General features: G+C 69.3%; 21 protein-coding genes. 5 read left to right on the forward strand and 16 right to left on the reverse strand.

Features of this window, described 5'->3' with window-relative positions:
• Positions 1-139: 139 nt before the first annotated feature.
• The 4 genes from ABZ195_RS22960 to ABZ195_RS22975 all read right to left on the reverse strand — a co-directional run bounded on the left by ABZ195_RS22960 (position 140) and on the right by ABZ195_RS22975 (position 3,607).
• Complete coding sequence (locus ABZ195_RS22960) at positions 140-529, reverse strand: universal stress protein (protein ID WP_355221819.1); 390 nt, start codon at positions 527-529, stop codon at positions 140-142.
• Complete coding sequence (locus ABZ195_RS22965) at positions 526-2,067, reverse strand: tripartite tricarboxylate transporter permease (RefSeq protein WP_355221908.1); 1,542 nt, start codon at positions 2,065-2,067, stop codon at positions 526-528. Before ABZ195_RS22965 ends, ABZ195_RS22960 begins: the two co-directional genes overlap by 4 nt.
• Positions 2,068-2,069: 2 nt before the next feature.
• Complete coding sequence (locus ABZ195_RS22970; protein WP_355221909.1) at positions 2,070-2,531, reverse strand: tripartite tricarboxylate transporter TctB family protein; 462 nt, start codon at positions 2,529-2,531, stop codon at positions 2,070-2,072.
• Between the two features lie 77 nt (positions 2,532-2,608).
• Positions 2,609-3,607, reverse strand: coding sequence for a tripartite tricarboxylate transporter substrate-binding protein (locus ABZ195_RS22975; protein WP_355221821.1), 999 nt, complete (start codon positions 3,605-3,607; stop codon positions 2,609-2,611).
• A gap of 125 nt (positions 3,608-3,732) precedes the next feature.
• Here ABZ195_RS22975 and ABZ195_RS22980 point away from each other — a divergent pair, with 125 nt between their 5' ends.
• The 5 genes from ABZ195_RS22980 (at position 3,733) to ABZ195_RS23000 (ending at position 8,085) form a co-directional block, all read left to right on the forward strand.
• Positions 3,733-5,367, forward strand: a complete 1,635-nt coding sequence (locus ABZ195_RS22980) for an ATP-binding protein (protein WP_355221910.1) — start codon at positions 3,733-3,735, stop codon at positions 5,365-5,367.
• The gene (locus ABZ195_RS22985) at positions 5,360-6,040 is read left to right on the forward strand and encodes a response regulator (RefSeq protein ID WP_355221823.1); all 681 of its coding nucleotides are present in this window, start codon (positions 5,360-5,362) and stop codon (positions 6,038-6,040) included. Before ABZ195_RS22980 ends, ABZ195_RS22985 begins: the two co-directional genes overlap by 8 nt.
• Before the next feature lie 4 nt (positions 6,041-6,044).
• On the forward strand, positions 6,045-6,746 hold the full coding sequence (locus ABZ195_RS22990; RefSeq protein ID WP_355221825.1) for a M24 family metallopeptidase: 702 nt from the start codon (positions 6,045-6,047) through the stop codon (positions 6,744-6,746).
• A gap of 105 nt (positions 6,747-6,851) precedes the next feature.
• Positions 6,852-7,322, forward strand: a complete 471-nt coding sequence (locus ABZ195_RS22995; RefSeq protein ID WP_355221827.1) for a hypothetical protein — start codon at positions 6,852-6,854, stop codon at positions 7,320-7,322.
• Positions 7,323-7,383: 61 nt separating this feature from the next.
• Positions 7,384-8,085, forward strand: a complete 702-nt coding sequence (locus ABZ195_RS23000) for a type 1 glutamine amidotransferase (protein WP_355221828.1) — start codon at positions 7,384-7,386, stop codon at positions 8,083-8,085.
• Here ABZ195_RS23000 and ABZ195_RS23005 read toward each other — a convergent pair.
• The 12 genes from ABZ195_RS23005 to ftsW all read right to left on the reverse strand — a co-directional run bounded on the left by ABZ195_RS23005 (position 8,076) and on the right by ftsW (position 20,014).
• Entirely contained in the window at positions 8,076-9,431 is a 1,356-nt protein-coding gene (locus ABZ195_RS23005; RefSeq protein WP_355221829.1) for a TIGR01777 family oxidoreductase, read from the reverse strand. The two genes, ABZ195_RS23000 and ABZ195_RS23005, sit on opposite strands and share 10 nt — an antisense overlap.
• Positions 9,432-9,542: 111 nt before the next feature.
• Complete coding sequence (locus tag ABZ195_RS23010; RefSeq protein ID WP_355221831.1) at positions 9,543-9,917, reverse strand: hypothetical protein; 375 nt, start codon at positions 9,915-9,917, stop codon at positions 9,543-9,545.
• Positions 9,918-9,933: 16 nt separating this feature from the next.
• Positions 9,934-10,755: a DivIVA domain-containing protein gene (locus ABZ195_RS23015; protein ID WP_355221832.1), complete on the reverse strand. Its 822-nt coding sequence runs from the start codon at positions 10,753-10,755 to the stop codon at positions 9,934-9,936.
• Between the two features lie 161 nt (positions 10,756-10,916).
• Positions 10,917-11,201 (reverse strand): YggT family protein, encoded by a 285-nt coding sequence (locus ABZ195_RS23020; RefSeq protein ID WP_355221834.1) that lies wholly within the window; start codon positions 11,199-11,201, stop codon positions 10,917-10,919.
• A gap of 93 nt (positions 11,202-11,294) precedes the next feature.
• On the reverse strand, positions 11,295-11,969 hold the full coding sequence (locus tag ABZ195_RS23025) for a cell division protein SepF (protein WP_355221835.1): 675 nt from the start codon (positions 11,967-11,969) through the stop codon (positions 11,295-11,297).
• Between the two features lie 65 nt (positions 11,970-12,034).
• On the reverse strand, positions 12,035-12,784 hold the full coding sequence (locus ABZ195_RS23030) for a YggS family pyridoxal phosphate-dependent enzyme (protein ID WP_355221837.1): 750 nt from the start codon (positions 12,782-12,784) through the stop codon (positions 12,035-12,037).
• On the reverse strand, positions 12,781-13,488 hold the full coding sequence (pgeF, locus tag ABZ195_RS23035) for a peptidoglycan editing factor PgeF (RefSeq protein ID WP_355221838.1): 708 nt from the start codon (positions 13,486-13,488) through the stop codon (positions 12,781-12,783). The genes ABZ195_RS23030 and pgeF overlap by 4 nt, the downstream gene beginning before the upstream one ends.
• Before the next feature lie 35 nt (positions 13,489-13,523).
• Positions 13,524-14,672, reverse strand: a complete 1,149-nt coding sequence (gene ftsZ, locus ABZ195_RS23040; RefSeq protein WP_355221840.1) for a cell division protein FtsZ — start codon at positions 14,670-14,672, stop codon at positions 13,524-13,526.
• A 158-nt stretch (positions 14,673-14,830) separates the two neighbouring features.
• Positions 14,831-15,706, reverse strand: coding sequence for a cell division protein FtsQ/DivIB (locus ABZ195_RS23045; RefSeq protein WP_355221912.1), 876 nt, complete (start codon positions 15,704-15,706; stop codon positions 14,831-14,833).
• Positions 15,707-15,792: 86 nt separating this feature from the next.
• A complete protein-coding gene (murC, locus tag ABZ195_RS23050) occupies positions 15,793-17,241 on the reverse strand; it encodes a UDP-N-acetylmuramate--L-alanine ligase (RefSeq protein ID WP_355221914.1) in 1,449 nt (482 codons plus the stop codon).
• Positions 17,242-17,246: 5 nt separating this feature from the next.
• The gene (gene murG / locus ABZ195_RS23055; protein ID WP_355221916.1) at positions 17,247-18,419 is read right to left on the reverse strand and encodes an undecaprenyldiphospho-muramoylpentapeptide beta-N-acetylglucosaminyltransferase; all 1,173 of its coding nucleotides are present in this window, start codon (positions 18,417-18,419) and stop codon (positions 17,247-17,249) included.
• A gap of 11 nt (positions 18,420-18,430) precedes the next feature.
• On the reverse strand, positions 18,431-20,014 hold the full coding sequence (gene ftsW / locus ABZ195_RS23060; protein ID WP_355221917.1) for a putative lipid II flippase FtsW: 1,584 nt from the start codon (positions 20,012-20,014) through the stop codon (positions 18,431-18,433).
• Between the last annotated feature and the right edge of the window lie 131 nt (positions 20,015-20,145).

Consider the following 20,145-nt stretch of genomic DNA (forward strand, 5'->3'; position numbering starts at 1 on the left):
CAGCGCATCGGCCGGGGCTCACGCCCCGGTCGATGCGTTCGTCGTCACGCCAACCCAGTTACCAACTTCCGTCATCGCGGGATCAGCATTCACGCCCCCCGCTCACGTGTGGCGGGTCGGACCCGATGGCGTCGAGAGTCTAAACACTGGGTTTGACGGCGAGCACCGGCTTTTGGCATTCCAGGATCAATTGCTGCGAGACACTGCCCAACAGCAGCTTCCCGACCGGATTGCGGTGCCTGATTCCGATGACCAACAACTCGGCATCGGGGCGGTCCATGGCCGCGAGGAGCTCGTCGACCGGGTCGACGCCGACGGGCTGGGTCAGCTCGTAGGCCACGCCACTGCGCTTCAACCGCTCCTCGACGTCGTGCACTTCCGGCGCCCCGGCGAAGGCCGGGTCGACATAGGCGTCGCCCTTGGTCGAGTTGACCACGAGCAAGCCCGTCCCCCGCACCGACGCCTCGGTCATGGCGTGCTCCAAGGCGGCCTGTCCATACTGATCCGCGGTGTATCCGACGACGATCATTTCGCCTGCGCCTTCTCTCGTTGATCCTTGTCGTCCTCGACCAGCAGCAGCGTCTCCTCGCTGCGGTGCATCAGCTTGAGCACCAGCGGGGCCAGCAGCAGCAGCGCCATGCACACGTAGACGCCGATCGCCACCGGTTCGGTGAACAGGCTGCCCCAGTCGCCACCGCCGAGCTGCAAGCTCTGCCGCAGTTGGCGTTCGATGCGCGGCCCGAGGATGACCCCGATGATCAACGGCAGCACCGGAAGACCGAAGCGCCGCATCATCAGCCCGAGGAGGCCGAAGACCAACAGCAGCACCAGGTCCAGCGGCTGGATGTTGACGGCGAAGGCGCCGAGCGTCGCGAAGAAGAGGATGCCCGCATACAGGTAGGGCCGCGGGGTGCGCAGCAGCTTGGCCCACAGCGGCGCCAACGGCAGGTTGAGCACCAGCAGTAGGAAGTTGCCGATGAACAAGCTCGCGATCAGCGTCCAGATCAGCAGCGGTTCCTTGTCGAACAGCGTGGGGCCGGGCTGGATGCCGTAGGACACGAACGCCGTCAGCATCACCGCGGCCGTCGCGTTGGTCGGCAGACCCAGCGACAGCATCGGCACCAGAGTGCCCGCCGCCGAGGCGTTGTTGGCCGCCTCCGGACCGGCCACGCCCTCGATGGCGCCCTTGCCGAATTCCTCGGGGTGCTTGGAGAGCTTCTTCTCGGTGATGTAGGACAGGAAGGTCGGCAGCTCGGCACCACCGGCGGGCAGCGCACCGAACGGGAAGCCGTAGGCCGTGCCGCGGAGCCACGGCTTCCACGACCGTCGCCAGTCACTCTTGCCCATCCACGGCCGCCCCACCGGAATGACCTCGGCCGGCTTCTGCCGCAGATGCGCGGCCACCCAGAGCGCCTCGCCGAGGGCGAAGATCGCGACCGCGATGACGACGATGTCGATGCCGTCGGAGAGCTGCGGGAGGCCGAACGTCGCCCGGGCCTGACCGGTCAGGGAGTCGATGCCGACCAGTCCGATCGCCAGCCCGAGGAACAGCGAGATACCGCCGCGCAGCTTCGAGGAGCCGAGCACCGCCGTGACCGCCACCAGGGCGAACAGCATGATCGCCAGATACGACGGCGCACCGAGGGTGACCGCGAACCGCGAGATCGCCGGGGCGAAGAGCGCCAGCAGCAGGGTGCCGATGGTGCCGGCGACGAACGAGCCGATGGCCGCCGTCGCGAGGGCCTGTGCGGCTCTGCCCGCCTTGGCCATCTTGTTGCCCTCGATCGCGGTGATCACCGAGGACGACTCGCCGGGAGTGTTGAGCAGGATCGACGTGGTCGACCCGCCGTACATCCCGCCGTAGAAGATGCCGGCGAACATGATGAACGCCGCACTCGGGCTGACGTTGTAGGTGATCGGCAGCAGCAGGGCCACCGTCATCGCGGGTCCGATGCCGGGCAGCACGCCGACCGCCGTTCCCAGCAGCACACCGATGCAGGCGTACAGCAGGTTCATCGGGGTGGCCGCTTGCTCGAACCCCTGCAGCAACCAGTCCAAGTTCGCCAACATCAGAGAATCCCATCCAAAATGCCTGCGGGCAGCGGAATTCCGAGCCCTGAGTAGAACGCGTAGAAGCTGAGGACGCCCAGCACGGCGCCGATGATGATGTTGCGCACGTAGTGCTTGCTGCCCAGGACCGTGGCGGACGCGGCGAACATCAGGGCGCTGGTGATGGTCCAGCCCAACGGAACGACGAGCAGGATCGTGGCGACGAAGATCGCCACCAGCAGGCCGACGGTGCGCCAGTCGCTGGGCCGATCCGGGTCGATGTCCTCCCCCGCATCCGCCTCGCCCCTGGATCCGCGGGGGATGGCGATCGCCAGGATGACCGCCATCACCACCAGGCCGGCCCCGACGACCAACGGGAAGAGCCGTGGCCCAACGGGATCCACCTTCGCGAAGCCGCCGGGCAGATGCAGCGCGTCATAGAACAGGAAGGCACCGACGGCCACCAGCACCGCGCACACCAGGTACTGCGCCCGGTCGACGGTGGGTGCCGCCTGCTCGACCGGCGTGGGATCTTGGGTTGGTTCCTCGGTCGGCGCGCTCACAGCAGCCCCAGCTCGGTCAGCGTCGTCGAGACGCGCTGGTCCTGATCCTTGAGGAACTGTTCGAACGGCGCGCCGGTCATGAACGCGTCGGTCCAGCCGTTCTTCACCAGGGCCTCCTTCCAAGCGTCGGTGGCGTGCATGTCTTCGAGCGACTTCACCAGCACCTGCTTGGACTCCTCCGAGATGTCCGGGGGCGCAAGGACGCCGCGCCAGTTGGTGAAGGTCAGGTTGATGCCGGCTTCCTTGAGCGTCGGCGCGTCGACTCCCTCGACGCGCTCGTCGCCCGAGACGGCCAGGACGCGGACCTGGCCGGCCTCGATCTGGTCGACGTACTCACCCAGACCCGAGGTGCCCGCGGCGATCTTGCCGCCGAGCAGAGCGGTGAGCAGATCACCTCCACCGTCGTAGGAGACGTAGTTGACCTTCTTGGGGTCGACGCCCGCGGCGCGGGCCGTCTCCATCGGGAACAGGTGGTCGGGTCCGCCCGGCGAGGATCCGCCGCCGACGGTGACCTTCGCCGGGTCGGCCTTCCACGCGGCGATGAAGTCGGCGACGGTCTTGAACGGCGAGTTGGCGGGCACCAGGATGCCCTCCTGCTCCTCGACGATCTTCGCCAGCGCAGTCGCGTTGGTCGCCAGCGCGTTGGACCCGTTGGTGTACACCGCGCCGACGACGCCGAGGCCCATCATCATCATGAGATCGCCGTTGCCCTTCTCGTTCATCAGGCGTGCCATGGCCACCGTGCCGCCGGCACCGATGACGTTGAACACCTCGACGCGACCGGTGATGTCGTCGTCCTCCATGACCTTCACCGCGCTGCGGGCGGTCAGGTCGTAACCGCCGCCGGGGCTGTTGGGCACCATCATCCGTAGCCGGTGCAGGCCGGTGTCGTCGTTGCCGCGCGTCACCCCGCAGCCGGTCGCGAACGCGGCGGCGAGCGCGAGGCTGATCAGGAACGCCAGAATGCGTGTCGTTCTGGGCGGTCGTGCTCTCATAGGGTCGTCCCAATTCGCTTGAGTGTGATGAGAAGCAATACTGGACCGCGAGGTGACACAGGTCACTCTTACGAACGCAAAGGAAGTTGTGGTCGTTGCGATCACCGTGTAATCGGGCGGGGAATCTGACGGGGCGCCGGGCGGGAGCGGCCCGCGGCGTCCGCGGGACGCGCAGCCTCGCCGGCCAGTTCCTGGTGTTCCAACTGGTCGTCATCGCCATCGTGCTGGTCGCCGTGGCCGCGGTGTCGGTCACCCAGTCCACCGACGAATTCCGTGACGTCCGCGGCCAGCGGATGATCGCAGTCGCCGAGAACCTGGCGTCGACGCCGATCGTCCGCGAGCGATTCGCCGATCCGTTCGCCGCGCAGATCCTGGCCCCGGACGTCGACCGGGCCGTCGCGCTGTCCGGCGCCGAACTCGCCGAGATCGTCGACCCCTCCGGCGTCGTCCGCGTGTCCACCGACCCGTCGCGCATCGGCCGGCGGCTCGACCTCTCCGTCAGCGGCGCCGCCCACGGCCGGGCCTGGTTCGGCGATCTCGACGTCGACGGCGTACACAGCCTGGCGGGTCAGGTGCCGATCAACGACGTCGACGGGGTGGTGCTCTCGGTGGTGTCGGTCTCCGAGCGCTACCCCTCGGTGTGGCAGCTCCTCGGCGGCGCGGGCGAACGTCTGCTGGTGTACCTCGGACTCGGTGCGGCACTCGGCGCGATGGCGTCGTGGCTGCTGTCGCGCCGCATCAAACGACAGACCCGGGGGCTGGAGATCGCCGAGATCGCGGGCCTCGCCGAGCATCGAGAAGCGTTGCTGCACAGCATCAGAGAAGGTGTCGTGGCCGTCGACGACGACGGGGTCGTGACGGTGCTCAACGACAGTGCGCAGGTGCTGCTCGACGTGACCGAGGATGCGGTCGGACGTCGCATCGACGAGCTCGACCTCGATCCCGCCGTCGCCGAGTTCCTCCTGGCCGGAGGCGAGGGGCGGTCGGGCCAATCCGACGTCGTCATCGTGACCCGCACCCGGGTGCTCGCTCTCAACCGCCGCTCGGCGACCAGCCAGGGCAAACGGATCGGCACCGTCACCACCATGCGCGACAGCACCGAACTGGCGTCCATGCAGGGTCAGTTGTCCTCGCACAAGAGCGTGACCGACACCCTGCGCGCCCAGACCCACGAATTCGCCAACCAGCTGCACACCATCTCGGGGTTGGTCCAACTCGGCGAGTACGACTCCGTGCACGACTTCGTCGGGGCGCTGACCCGTCGACGCGCCGAGATCAGCGACGCCGTCACCGAACTGGTCGCCGACCCGGCCGTCGCCGCGCTGCTGATCGCCAAGACCTCGCTGGCCGCCGAGAGTGGCGTCGCCCTGATCATCGACGCCGACTCCCATCTCTCGGCGCTGGATCCCGCACTCTCGACCGACGTCATCACCCTGCTGGGTAATCTCATCGACAACGCCGTCGACGTCTCCGAGGGGTCGGCCGGCGCGCACGTCACCGTGCACCTCGACGACACCGAAGGGATGACCGTGTCCGTCACCGACTCGGGACCCGGTGTGCCCGAACATCTTCGGGAGGAGATCTTCACCAGGGGCGTCACCTCCAAACCCGACGTTCCCGGTGGACGCGGAATCGGCCTGGCCCTGGTGCGCCTGGTCAGCGCGCAACTCGGCGGCACGGTCGACGTCACCGACGCTCCGACGGGCGGGGCCTGCTTCCGGGTCAGCCTGCCCCCCGCCCGGTTGGCCGACCATGCGTGAGGTCCTCGTCGTCGACGACGACTTCATGGTCGGCGAGATTCACCGCAAGTTCGTCGACCGCGTCGACGGGTTCAGCACCGTCGGCGCGGCCCGCACCGGAGCCGAGGCCCTCGAGATGGCCGCCGCGTTGCAACCCGACCTCATCCTGCTCGACGTGTACCTGCCCGACATGACGGGCCTCGACGTCCTCAAGCGGCTGCGCGCGGCCGGCGACCCCGTCGGCGTCATCATGATCACCGCGGCCCGCGAACTGGACACCGTCAGCGGCGCCCTCGACGGTGGCGCGGCCGACTACCTGATCAAGCCGTTCGAGTTCCCCCAGTTGCAGGCCAAGCTGGAGGCCTTCGCCGCTCGGGCCGATGCGCTGTCCTCGGCCACCGGCGCCGACCAGTCGCTGATCGACTCGCTGTTCGGCAGCCAGGGCGGCGCGGCGACCGCCCCCGACGACACCCTTCCCAAGGGGCTCGGAACGGTGACCGGACAGCTGGTGCTCGACGCCGTGCGGGCGGCCGGAGAGGTGTCGTCGGCGGAATGTGCTGAGGTGGTGGGCATCTCGAGGGTCAGCGCGCGCCGCTACCTGGAACACTTCCTCGGCGTCGGCGCCCTCGAACTGCGGCTGCAGTACGGGGCGGGCAGGCCCGAGCGCCGCTACCGGGCGCGGCGCGCAGAATAGGACCATGGACGCAGTAGCCGAGCAATCCCGGATCGAGGCCCTCCGCGACGCCGAACGCAAGGCCAACGCCCTCTTCGAGGAGGTCGTGGCCCGCGCAATGATCGTCCCCGGCGTCGGTGAACGGGAGCTCAGCGACCAGATTCGCGCTCTCGCCGAGGAGATGTTCGGCACCAGGAGGTTCTGGCACAAGCGCATCGTGCGCGCCGGCGTCAACACCATGGCGCCCTATGACGACAACCCGCCGGACCGCGTCGTCGAGGCCGACGACATCGTGTTCTTGGACTTCGGACCGATCTTCGCCGACTGGGAGGCCGACGTCGGCCGCACCTACGTCCTCGGCGACGATCCGGTCAAGCACCGGCTCGCCGAGGACCTGCCCCGGATCTGGGAGCAGGGCCGGGCTCACTTCGCGGCGACCCCGGACATCACCGGTGCGCAGCTGTTCTCGTTCGTCACCGGACTGATCACCGACGCCGGGTGGAGCCATGCCGCCGAGCACGCCGGGCACCTCGTCGGCGAGTTCCCGCACGAACGCATCAGCGGCGACGCGCTCGAGAGCTACATCGCCCCGGCCAACGAGAACCCCATGCGCCGCACCGACCCCTCCGGTCGGGACTGCCACTGGATCCTCGAGGTGCACCTCGTCGACCGCGAGCGCGGCTTCGGCGGATTCTTCGAGCAGCTTCTCGACATCCCCTCGGCCTGAACCCGTTCCACGGATTCTGACAGCGAGCGCGCAGCAGCCCTCGAGTCGGCGACGGTATATCTCGACGGTGCACGCCGGTGTGCACGTACGAGAGGAGGCGCCACCGTGGACGAGGACACCGTAGCCACCGTGGACCAACGGTTCGGCGAGTTGCAACGACGGACCCAGCAGACCGCCGGCCTGGTCGCAGCGCTCGCCGGAAAGCTGTCGCGGGCCGAGGGTGACCCCAACGCGCGGGAGTGGTCGCTGGACCTGCGCGAGATCGCGCTGGCCCTGCGCGACGAGCAGTCCACCACCACCGAACTGCTGCAAGCCATTCACGCGGTGGTCGACGGACACGTGCAGCAGGCGTCCGCAGCAGCGCCCCCTCCGGTGCAGCCCAATTACCGTCAACCGCAGTACCAACAGCCCCAGCAGTGGCAACCCCGGTACGCGCCGCAGTATCAGAGCCCACCCGCACAAGGCGGCGGCACGCTGCAGCGCTTCCTCGGGGGACGCTTTGGTCAGGCCATCGTGACCGGGGCCGGCATCGGAATCGGCGACGACATCGTCAACGGCATCTTCGACCGGTTGTGACCGCGGGCGCCGGGCTCCTCCCCGTAGGCGCCGCGTCGCCGACCCCCGTATCCTCGGAGCGGTGGCGAAGACGGTGCTGTTCATCTACAACGATCCCACTGCGCCCGAGGCGATGCTGGGCGACGCGTTCGTCGAATGTGGTTACGAGGTAACCACATTCGAGGTCGTCAGCGCTGGCCAGGCTGACGAACCCGCATTCGACGCGACGATGCCGGACCCGACGGCCTACGACGTCGTCGTCCCGCTGGGCTCTCGGTGGGGCGTCAACGACGCGTTCCCCTGGATGGAGTCCGAGGCGACGATGGTGCGCGAGGCGCACGCCGCGGGCGTGCCGACGCTGGGGGTGTGCTTCGGAGGGCAGCTCATCGCCCACGCGCTGGGCGGATCGGTGACCCGCTCCCCCGCACCCGAGGTCGGCTGGTTCGACGTCGACGCGTCCCGAACCGAACTGGTGCCCAGCGGACCCTGGTTCGAGTGGCACTTCGACCGGTTCACGGTGCCACCCGGGGCGACCGAGATCGCCAGGAACTCGAGCGCCTCGCAGGCGTTCCTGATGGGCACGACGATGGGCCTGCAGTTTCATCCGGAGGTCGACGAGGGCCTGCTCGAGATGTGGCTGGCGGGCGAAGGCGCCACCGAACTGGCAGCGCTGGGCCTCGACGCGGACCGGTTGCGCGCCGCCACCCGGGCCGAACTGGAGAGCGCCACCAAGCGGGTGCACGCCCTCGTCCGGGCGTTCGTCGACGGGGTGGCTCAGGCCTGAGCGTGCCCCAGCTGATGGGCCAGCGCATCGCCGATCTCGGGCTGGCGGAACCGGTGACCCACGTTCTTCAGCTTCACCGGCAGGACGCGCTGGTTGGCCTCGGCCAGTTCGCGGGCGCCCTGGCTGCCCAACAGCAGCCGTGGCCCGAAGGACGGCACCGGTAGCAGCGCCGGGCGGTGCATCGTTCGGGCCAGCGCTGCGGTGTAGTCCACGTTGCGCACCGGGTTCGGCGCCACCGCGTTGACCGGCCCGCTGAGGCGGTCGTCGTAGAGCGCGCGATAGTAGACGTCGAGCAGGTCGTCGATGCCGATCCAGGACAGCCACTGTTCACCGCTGCCCAACCGGCCACCCAGACCTGCGGCGAACAGCGGGCGCATCAGCTTGAGCGTGCCGCCGCGGGCGGCCTGGACGATGCCGGTACGCACCGCGACCACGCGCCGACCGGCGTCGGCCGCGGGTGCGGTCGCCGCCTCCCAGTCCGCGACCACGTCGGCCAGGAAGCCGTCGCCGCGTGAGCTGTCCTCGTCGAGTGGGACGTCCCCGCGGTCGTACCCGTAGAAGCCGATCGCCGACGCGGTCACGAACGTCGCCGGCCCGCCCGCGCGCGCGGCGACCTCGGCGAGCTTGCGGGTCGGCTCGATGCGGCTGTCGCGGATGGCCGCTCGATGGGCGTCGGTGAACCGGCCGGCGATCGACGTGCCGGCCAGGTGCACGACCGCATCGGTGCCGTCGAGCAGATCGGTCGCGGGTGCGTCCGGATCCCAGTGGCGCTCGTCGGGACCGGTCGCGGCGTGGCGTACCAGTCGGATCACCCGGTGGCCGCCGCTGGTGAGCAGCGCCGTCAACGCCGTACCGACCAGACCCGAGGCCCCCGAGACGGCGACGGTGACGGGCGTCAAACCCGCGTCGGCGGCCTCGCGGTGCGCGTCGAGGTCGTCGGCCAGCTGGCGGTGACGGTAGACGAAGGTCGACCGCAGCGCCGCCGCGGGAACCGGAGCCTCGACGCGGTCGTGCACCCGGGTGGCGTTCTCCCCCTCGGCAGCGAAGTCGTGGGTGTGGCGCCAGGTTCCGATGATCCGCGGCGGCCAGGATCTGATTCCGTCGGAGGACAACTGGTCGACGAAGCGGTGCGGAGGGTCGTAGTCGGCGCCGTCATGCTGCGCAACCCATCGCAGACCGGCGGGCAGGCCGAGTACCGCGCGCCCGTCGGCCACCGACGACGTCTCGGCGACCACCGTCATCGGTTGCCACGGCGGGACCAGCCGAGGCATCGCACCCGGCCGGGTGTGCCAGGCGAAGACCTCGTCCAACGGATGGTCGACCACGCTCTCGAACTCGATACCCACGACATCCATTCGTAGTCATCCCACGGGCGGATTGCACCTCATCCACGGGACTTCGGCGTGATCGGTCGCCCTCAGCGTGACCAATCACGCCGAAATCGCGGGCTGAAAGGCCTAGTCGCGCTTGGATTCCGGGGTGTCGTCGGCGTCGGACGCGTTGCCACCCTCCTGGGAGTCGACGGAGACGGTTGACGGCTCGTGCTCGGATTCGGCGAGCCCCTCGCTCGGCTCCTCCGGGTAGTCCTCGGCGGCCTGGGGATCGGAGACGGCCGGCATGACGGTGGTCGCGTCGTCCCCGTCGTCGTCGGACTCGGAGTCGGTCGCGTCGGTGGCCCGGGAGCGCTCGCGCAGCGCGTCGACGATCAGGAGCAGCACCCCGATCACACTGGCCCCGATGCACACCCAGGCGATCAGCTCGTTGCTGGTGACCACGGCGGTCACCAGCGCGGCGAGGCCGATGACGGCAAGGACCAGTGCAACGATCAGCATGAGTCAGTCAACCGGATCAGTTGTTGCCCCGGTTGAACTGGTTGAACCCGCCGCCGTCGTTGTTGGCGGTCGAATCCACCGGCGCCGCGGAGCCGCGCTGGCCGAGCTCCTCGAGCTGCGACTCCAGGTAGGTCTTCAGTCGGGTGCGGTATTCACGCTCGAAGGTGCGGAGTTGCTCGAGGCGGCCCTCGAGCACGGTGCGCTGCTGGTTGATGGTGCCCATGATCTCGGTGTGCTTGCGCTCCGCGTCGGCCTGGAGGGCGTCGGCCTTCTCCTGCGCCTGACGAAGCTGCGTCTCCGAGCGGGTCTGGGCGTCCGACAGCAGGGCTTCGGCCCGAGCCTTGGCCTCGGACACCGTGGTCTCCGCGGTCGTACGGGCCTCGTTGACCATCGCGTCGGCCTGAGCCCTCGCGTCGGCGAGCATCTTGTCGGACTCGGCCTTCGCGGTGCCGGTCAGGCGGTCGGCGGTGTCTTGGGCCAGGCCGAGGATCTTGGCGGCCTTGATGTGCGAATCCTCGCTGACCGGCGCGGCGGCAACCGGTTGCGGCGCCTCGTAAGCCGGCTGCGGAGGCGCGACGGGCTCCGGCTCTGGCTCGGGCTGCTGGTACTGCGGGATCGACTGCGTGGCTTGCACCCCGCTGCCGGAGCGCGCGCTCGAGAGGTCCTGGTCGAGTTCGGCGACCCGCTGACGCAGGTCGGCGTTCTCCTCGATGAGACGCGTCAGTTCGTTCTCGACGAGGTCGAGGAAGGCGTCGACCTCGTCCTCGTTGTAACCGCGCTTGCCGATTGGCGGCTTGCTGAACGCGACGTTATGGACGTCGGCTGGTGTAAGCGGCATCGTCTGCCCCCTTGAGGTCTCGACCGTCAACCGGTGTCATGTGAAAGCCATGCTGGAAGTAACTGGCGTCCATCCTGTCACAGTAGACCCGGCGGTTGCGGTTGAGGTCCAGATTAAGAGCGAATTTCACAGTTCACGGGGCCATTCGCAGCCGGCTGACGCTACTGGCTCCAGGCCAACTCCATGCCGATGAACGCGGCCAGCAGAAGCACCATGATCGACAGATCGAAACGCACCGCACCTATCGTGAGCTGCGGAATGATGCGGCGAAGCAACTTCACGGGAGGGTCGGTGATGGTCATGATGACCTCGAGCACCACGACCATGAAGCCCCGCGGACGCCAGTCCCGGGCGAACGAACGGATGAACTCGACGACCACCCTCGCGATGAGCAGGAGCCAGAACGCGAACAGCACGAAGCCCAGGATCGAAAAGAACAGCGACAACTGCGCGACCTCACTCCAGGCGATGATGACATTGGGTGGTGCTGGACCACGGGTCTCAGGAGAACCCGACGTAGGTCCAGCGTACCCAGGCCGTCACTGGTAGGCGTAGAAGCCGGCCTCGGCGATGCGCTTGCGCTCGTCGGCGGTGACGTCGACGTCGGCCGGGGACAGCAGGAACACCTTCGTGGCGACCTTGTCGAACGAGCCGCGCAGAGCGAAGGCCAGACCGGCGGCGAAGTCGACCAGACGCTTGGCGTCGGCGTTGTCCATCGAGACCAGATCCATGATGACCGGGGTGCCGTCGCGGAAGCGCTCGCCGATGGTCCGCGCCTCACTGTAATCCTTGGGACGCAGCGTGGTGATCTTGGCGAGCGGGCTGCCGGCCTCGAACAGTTCGGCCATCCGGCGCGGCTCCATCGCGACGGCGCCGCGGGTGGCCCCGTGCAGGGTGTTGAAGCGCGGCCGCTCGAACTCACGCCGACCACGGAACGCAGGCTCGTCCATGTATCCGCCGCGGTAACCCGTTGGTGCGCCTGCCATTTCGCGTTCGAACTCACGCGCGCCGGGGCGGTCCATCCGGTCGTCGTAGCCGCGCGGCTCGCCGGGGCGGGCGTCGTAGCCGCGGCCCTCGTCCTCGAAGCGGTCCTCCCGGGCGCGACGGGGGTATGCGGCGCGCGACGTGCGGTCGTCGTCGTCGTAGTACTCGTCGTCGTAATCGTCCATCGGCGCCATACCGAAGTAGGCCTTGACCTTATGCAGTGTGCTCATCGGAGACCCTTCTGATGACTGAGAAAGCGTGTTGTCTGTGATGAAGATGTGACTGGAGTGACTACTCAGGGAGACGTTAGAGGACGTGCTCCCATAAGAGCGGTACCGACACGCACACACGTCGAGCCGTGTTTCACCGCCATCTCGAGGTCACCTGACATACCTGCCGAAAGACCGAGACGCTGCTGGTAGGACCCCTGTACCCGTTGGTGTTCGGCTTCTAAACGCATGAACGACTCCGCCGCGTCGGAATGCAGCGGCGGAATCGCCATCAGGCCCACGAAGTCCAGTCCGTCGGTGGCGTCGGTCAGCTCGCACAGCTCGTCCACGAGGTCCGGCCGACCGACGTCGACCCCGCCCCGGTCGGGATCGCCGTCCAGGCTCACCTGCAGATAGACCCGCAGCGGATCGACCCGCACGCCCTCGGCCAACGCCTCGACCGCCGCCCGGCCCAGCGCCTCGACCACCGCGGCGCGGTCCACCGAGTGTGCGGCGTAGGCCCACTGCGCCACCGCCTTCGCCTTCTTGCGCTGAATGCTGCCGATCATGTGCCAGCGCAGCGGCGGCATCGAGTCCCCCGCCGCCAGCTGGGCCACCTCGGCGATCTTGCGGAACGCCTCCTGCTCGCGTGATTCGCCGAAGGCGTCGCACCCCAGTCGCACCAACTCGACGACGTCGGAGGTGGGAAAGAACTTCGTCACGGGCAGCAGTTCGATCTCGGAGGCGTCGCGGCCCGCCGCGGTCGCGGCGTCGTCGACCCGATGTCGCAGTGCCGCAAGGGATTCGGCGAGTTCGGTGGTGCGCGCCGAGGTCATTCGATCCACACCAGCGAGGCCAGGCGCCCGGTCGGGGCGCTTCGGCGATGGCTGAACAGGTTCGGATCCTCCACCGTGCAGCGTGGGTCGACGGCCACTTTGGCGACGCCGAGCGCGGCCAGCTGCCGGGTGACGCCGGCCCGCAGGTCCAGGCCTGCGGTACCGCGGGCCGTCGTGGTCCGGCTGCCGGGCAGTGCCGCCTCGACGTCGGCCGCCATCTCCTCGGGCACCTCGTAGTTGCGCCCGCTGACCGCAGGGCCCAGCAGCACCGAGATGTCCGCGGCGTGTGCGCCGTGGGCCAGCATCGCCTCCACCGCTCGCGCCACGACGCCCGCCTTGGCGCCGGCCCGGCCGGCGTGCACGGCGGCGACCACTCCCGCGCGGGCGTCCGACAACAGCACCGGCACGCAGTCGGCGGTCACCACCGCCAGTGCCAACCCGGGCCGGGTGGTCACCAGACCGTCGGCATCGTCGACCGCGCCGTCGACCGGCCCGTCGACGACGACGACCCGATCGCCGTGCACCTGGTTCATCCAGACGACGCCGTCGGCGCCCAACCCGATCGTCGCGGCCAGCCGCGCCCGATTGGCGGCCACCGCGGCGGGATCGTCACCGACGTGATCGCCCAGGTTGAACGAATCGAAGGGCGGAGCCGAGGCACCGCCGGCCCTCGTCGTGGTCACACATCTGATGCGTCGGGTCACGCTGCCAGTATCCCGGCCGTCGAGAGGTCGACCGGTCAGTGACGCATGAAGGGCGGCACATCGACGTCGTCGTCGTCATCGCCGCCGCCACCAATGCTGACCGTCGCACCGTTGGTGTGCACGGGCACACTCGCAGGATCCGGGTCGAACGCCGATGCCGGACGCAGCTTGCCCGAGGTGCCCGCGGCCACCGACGGTCCGCTGACGCCGGCACCCACGACGGGCTTGCGGCTGGGTCCGGCGGCGTCGAAGCCCGCGGCGATCACGGTGACGCGCACCTCGTCGCCGAGCGAGTCGTCGATCACGGTGCCGAAGATGATGTTGGCCTCGGGGTGCGCGGAGTCCTGCACCAGCGACGCCGCCTCGTTGATCTCGAAGAGGCCCAGGTCGCTGCCGCCGGCCACCGACAGCAGCACGCCGAGGGCACCCTCCATCGACGCCTCGAGCAGCGGCGAGTTGATCGCCATCTCGGCGGCCTTGAGCGCGCGGCCGTCGCCGCGCGCCGAGCCGATGCCCATCAGGGCGGTGCCCGCGCCGGACATCACGCCCTTGACGTCCGCGAAGTCGACGTTGATCAGGCCGGGGGTGGTGATCAGGTCGGTGATGCCCTGCACGCCGTTGAGCAGCACCTCGTCGGCACTGCGGAAGGCGTCCATCAGCGAGACCGCGGCGTCACCCATCTGCAGCAGACGGTCGTTGGGGATCACGATGAGCGTGTCGCAGCTCTCGCGCAGCGCCGCGATGCCGGCCTCGGCCTGATTGGAGCGGCGCTTGCCCTCGAAGGAGAACGGCCGGGTCACCACGCCGACGGTGAGCGCGCCGAGTTTGCGGGCGATCGTCGCGACGACGGGCGCGCCACCGGTGCCGGTGCCACCGCCCTCGCCTGCGGTGACGAACACCATGTCGGCGCCGCGCAGCAGCTCCTCGATGTCGTCCTTGGCGTCGTCGGCGGCCTTGCGTCCGACCTCGGGGTCGGCGCCGGCGCCGAGGCCACGGGTGGAGTCCCGGCCGACGTCGAGCTTGACGTCGGCATCGCTCATCAACAGCGCTTGCGCGTCGGTGTTGATGGCGATGAACTCGACGCCCTTGAGTCCTTGCTCGATCATCCGGTTGACGGCGTTGACGCCACCGCCACCGATGCCGACCACCTTTATTACTGCGAGATAGTTGTGCGGGGGTGTCATCGGTAGTCTTCCTCCTGGGCCAACCCTCAACCTCAACCATAGGCTTAGAGTTATGTCAAGTAGTTTCGCTCGAACAGAACGGTAGGGCGAGAGCGTGAGGTATCGGCGCAGGCGCGCCGCGACACGCCGCGGGATTTTCCCCGCAGGTGACGCGCGTCCTACTTGACCGTCGGAAGGTCCGGACTCGACAGGTCGTAGGTGGTCCCCGGCTGCGTCAACAGCGCGGCCAACTTCATCGCCTTCTCGTCGGTCCGGTCGGTCGTCCCCCAGATCACCTGCCGACCGTCGAACAGGGTCAGCGTGATCGACGCGACCGACGGCGCCCCGATGCGACTCACCTGCGCCGCCACCTCCGGCCGCAACGACGTCAGCACCTGCAACGCCGCCAAGGTCGGCAGATCGGTGGGCCCCGGGGTGTCGGCGTCCAGATAGGGCATCCCGGGCGGCGGTGGGGCCGTGGCGAAGTCGACGCCGTCGCGATCGAAGAGATGCGGACCGTCGGGATAGTCCTTGACCACCAACGGAACCCGCTCGACGATCGTGATGCGCAGGGTCGACGGGTACTCCCGCTGCACCCGGGCACTGGCGACGCGTCGGATGGTCGCCACGCGATCGGCCACCGCGTCGGTGTCGATCTGCAGCAGCGGTGTGTCCGCCGGGACCGCGGCCGCCTGCTGGACCTCGTCCTGGGTCAGCGTGACCAGACCCGTGATCGCCAGGACGCGCGCCGACATGATGGGCGTGAAGTACAGCAGCAGCCCGGCGCCCACCACCAGAACGCTGATCAACGCCGACCACATCAGCGCCTTCAACCCTCGAATCAGACCGCGGGCAGCGGGTTTGGGGTCATCGGCCGGTCGGCCGGCCACTCGACGCTTGGCCTCGCGCCGGGCGTTCTCGATGGCCGTCGCCCGCTCCTGGGCCGCGCGCCGCTCCTCGCGCTCGCGCCGGGCCCGGCGCCGGGGGCCCTCGAAGTCGGCCCCGTCGCCGTCTCCGGTGGAGTCGTCGGTCCTGGCGATGACGTCACCGGGCACGGCGCCGTGGCCTGCCGCCTCACCGGGGGCGTCGACCGAGACGCCGACGGGATCGGCGGCGTCCTCGGGCTCCTCGGTGGGTCCGGTCACGACGGCCTGGCCCCCGGCGCGTCACGTCCGGCCCGCAGCGCGACTGCGGCCAGGATCTCGCCGCCGAGCATGGTGACGTCGCCCGCGCCCATCGTCACCACTACGTCGCCCGGTCTGGCCGCCGCGGCCACCTGGGTGGCGACGGCCGAGAAGTCGGCGACGTAATGCACTGGGACATCGACGTGTTCGGCCACACTGGCACCGCTGACACCGGCGATCGGCTGCTCCCGCGCGGCGTAGACGTCTAGGACGAACACCTCGTCGGCCAGGCTCAGCGCCGTGCCGAATTCGCGGGCGAAGGTCTCGGTGCGGGAGTATAGATGCGGCTGGAACACCGCGATGCAACGGCCCTCTCCGGCCACCGACTGCAGCGCCTCGAGGTCGACGCGCACCTCGGTCGGGTGATGGGCGTACACGTCGAACAGCCGCACGCCCGCGGCCGTCCCCACCGATTCGAGCCGCCGCCGCACACCCTCGAAGGCGGCCAGACCGTCGAGCACCGTCTCGACGTCGGCGCCCGCCTGAACCGCCGCGAGCAACGCACCCAGCGCGTTGAGCGCCATGTGCCGCCCGGGCACCGCCAACCGCATGCCGCGCGGGTGCGACTCCCCCGCCAACTGCACCGTCGAGACGCTGCCGGTGCCCTGCTGGCTCCAGTCGACAAGGGCCGCAGCGAGATTCGTCGACCCGTCGGCTGTGCCGTAGCGCAGTACCCGCACCCCGGTCGCCTCGGAGCGCTCCGCCAGCGCCTCGGCGCCGGGGTCGTCGGCGCAGACCACCAGCACACCACCGGGGCGCAGTCGCGCGACGAACCCGTCGAACACCGCCACGTAGGCCTCGACGGTGCCGAAGAAGTCCAAATGATCGGCCTCGACGTTGGTCACCACCGCGACGTCCGGGGTGTACTCCAGCAGCGAGCCGTCACTCTCGTCGGCCTCGGCGACGAAGCAGCCCCCGCTGCCGTGGTGGGCGTTGGTGCCCGCCTCGCCCAGGTCGCCGCCGACGGCGAACGACGGGTCGAATCCGCCGCGCTGCAACGCCACCACGACCATCGACGTCGTCGTGGTCTTGCCGTGCGTGCCCGTCACCATGACCGTGGTGTAACCGTCCATCAACCGCGCCAGCACCGCCGGCCGCAGGATGACGGGGATGCCGCGGCGGTGGGCCTCGACGAGCTCGGGGTTGTCCTTCGGGATCGCCGCGTGCGTGCTGACCACCACGGTCGGGCCCCCGGGCAGCATGTCGAGCGACGACGCATCGTGTCCGATCCGAACCTGCGCGCCACGCGCGCGCAGCGCCGCCACCCCTCGCGACTCCTTGGCGTCGGATCCCGACACCAGCCCGCCGCGGTCGAGCAGGATCCGCGCAATCCCGGACATGCCCGCGCCACCGATGCCCACCATGTGCACCCGCTGCAGCTCCGTTGGCAGTTCCCTCGGACTGATCACGCTCATCGCGCCCTTCGATGCTCGGTGACGACCGCGAGTGCCACCTCGGCGACCCGGCGCGCGGCGTCACGATGCCCGGCGAGCGTGGCAGCCGCCGTCATCGCCGTCAACCGCGGCGGATCCGACAGCAGCACGCGGACGGTCTCGATGATGAATTCGGGCGTCAGGTCTGCATCCGCGATGAGCAGGCCGCCACCGGCGCCGACCACGGGCAGCGCGTTGAGACGCTGCTCGCCGTTGCCGATCGGCAACGGGACGTACACCGCGGGCAGCCCCACGGCGGTCACCTCGGCGACCGTCATCGCACCCGAGCGGCAGATCACCAGGTCGGCGGCCGCATAGGCCAGGTCCATCCGGCTCAGATACGGCACCGCCACGTACGGCCGCTCCCCGACCGCCGGCACGCGAAGCTGCAGGACGTTCTTCGGTCCGTGCGCGTGCAGCACCGCGATGCCGGCCGCGGCCAGTTCCGCAGCCGCACCCGAGACGGCACGGTTGAGCGACTGTGCACCCTGGGAGCCACCGAACACCAGCAGCACCCGGTCGTCGTCGGCGAAGCCGAAGTGCGCGCGGGCCTCGTCGCGCAGCGCCATCCGATCCAGGGACGTGATGGTCTCGCGGACCGGGACGCCGACCACCTCGACGCGGCGGCCGAGTCCGGGATCCGCCGTCGCGGCCAGTACCCGCCGCGCCGAGCGGGCTCCCACCCGGTTCGCCCAGCCTGCGCGCGCGTTGGCCTCGTGGATGACGACGGGGATGGCGCTGCGTCGCGACGCGCCGCCGCGGGCCGCCAGATAGGCCGGCAGGGCGACGTAACCGCCGAAGCCGACCACCACGTCGGCGCGGACCTCGTCGAGGATCGCCCGTGTCTGCCGCACCGCCGAGCGGACCCGCAGCGGAAGCCGGACCAGATCACCGGAGGGCTTGCGCGGGAACGGCACCGGGGTGATCAGCTCCAGGTCGTAACCGCGCTCGGGAACGAGCCGCGTCTCCAGACCGCGGGTGGTGCCCAAGGCGGTGATACGCACCGTCGGGTCGAGCGCGACCAAGGCGTCGGCGACGGCCATGGCGGGCTCGATGTGTCCCGCGGTACCACCGCCGGCGAGGACCACGGACACCGTTCCACCGGATCTACTTCCCGAGTCGCTGCGCTCCTGCCCGCCGGGACGCGGCACATCAGGGTTGCTCACCCGTAACGCTGACCTTCCAGAGGGCGAGCCCGTTGGCTCGGCTGACGCTGACGGTCTCCATGATGCCTTGCGCCCCGCGCGGTCCTGCCGACCGGCTCCGCGGAACCGCGCCTGCGATCCTCGGCGGGTTTGCGGACGGGCTTCGGCTTGCCTCTGGCGCTGCCCTTCGGGTCGGGCGTCTTGACCTTGGCGACCTCGGCCTTCTGCTTGGCCTTCTGCTTGGCCTTCTGCTTGGCCTTCTTCGGGCTCGGCTTGGGCGGCGTCGGCTTGGGTGGCGTGCGCTTCTCGGGTCGTTTCCGCAGCCGGTCCCGCGCGGTCTCCAGCCGGGACGGCACGTAGGGCTCGGGTAACGGCAGGCGCAGCATCCGGTTGAACCGGTCCTCCCGGCCGGCCCGCAGCGCGGCGACCGCCTCCGGTTCGTGTCGGGCCGCGTTGGTGATGATGCCGAGCATGAACAGCGTCGTGGCCGTGGACGTGCCACCCGCCGATATCAACGGCAGCTGAAGGCCGGTCACCGGGAGCAGTCCGACGACGTAGCCGACGTTGATGAACGCCTGCCCGATCACCCACAGCGTCGTCGTGGCGGTGAGCAGTCGCAGGAACGGGTCCGCCGAACGCCGCGCGATGCGCATCCCGGTGTAGGCGAAGAGGCCGAACAGGCACAGCAGTCCCACCGCGCCGACGAAGCCGAGTTCCTCGCCGATGATGGCGAAGATGAAGTCGTTGTGGGCGTTGGGCAGATAGTTCCACTTGGCGGTGCCCTGCCCGAGTCCGTCGCCGAAGATGCCGCCGTTGGCCAGGGCGTAGCGCGCCTGTCGCGACTGGTAGCCCGAGCCCTGCATGTCGGCGCCGGGATTCAGCCAGGACTGCACCCGGTCGGACCGATAGCCCGCCGACACGGCCAGGATGGCCGCGGCCACGACGACCGCGAACAGCGAGGTCGCGAAGATCCGCAGGGGCAGACCGGCATACCAGAGCAGACCGAGCAGGATGATGCCGAGCGAGACCGTCTGGCCGAGGTCGGGCTGCATGACGATGAGCATCAGCGCCACCAGAGCGCCCGGAACCAGCGGGAACAGCATCTCCCGCACCGAGGCGCGCTCCATGCGACGCGCAGCGAGCAGGTGCGCACCCCAGATGGCGAAGGCGATCTTGGCGAGCTCCGAGGGCTGCATCGAGAAACCGGCGACGACGAACCACCCGCGAGAACCGTTGGACTCCTTGCCGATGCCCGGGATGAGCACGAGGATCAGCAGGACGATCGTGAAGATGAAGCCGGGGAACGCCACCTTGCGCATGAAGGCGACGGGTGTGCGCAGGGCGACGTAGAAGGCGACGAGGCCGACGACGGTCCACAGAACCTGCTTGGCGAAGATGGCCCACGGGGAGCCGTCCTCGTCGTAGGAGTGCACGCCCGAGGCCGACAACACCATGATCAGACCCAGGGTGACGAGCAGGGCGGCCACGGCGATGACGAGGTGGAACGACGTCATGGGCCGACTCAGCCACGCCCCGAATCGGGTGCGGGGAACGGCGTCGGAGACCACCGCGTTTCCGGCATGAGGTTTGCTGCGCCGCATCTTGGCGAAGACGTTGGCGACCATGGTCAATGTGCCACGCTCGTCACATCAGTCACATTCGTAACTGCAGGCTCATTTGTCACTGGCACCCCAGAATCCTCCCCCGTCACAGGGCGAGGTGGGTGGACATC

Origin of the sequence: Mycobacterium sp. NPDC006124 (assembly GCF_040614235.1) — a bacterium.
Lineage (GTDB): Bacteria > Actinomycetota > Actinomycetes > Mycobacteriales > Mycobacteriaceae > Mycobacterium.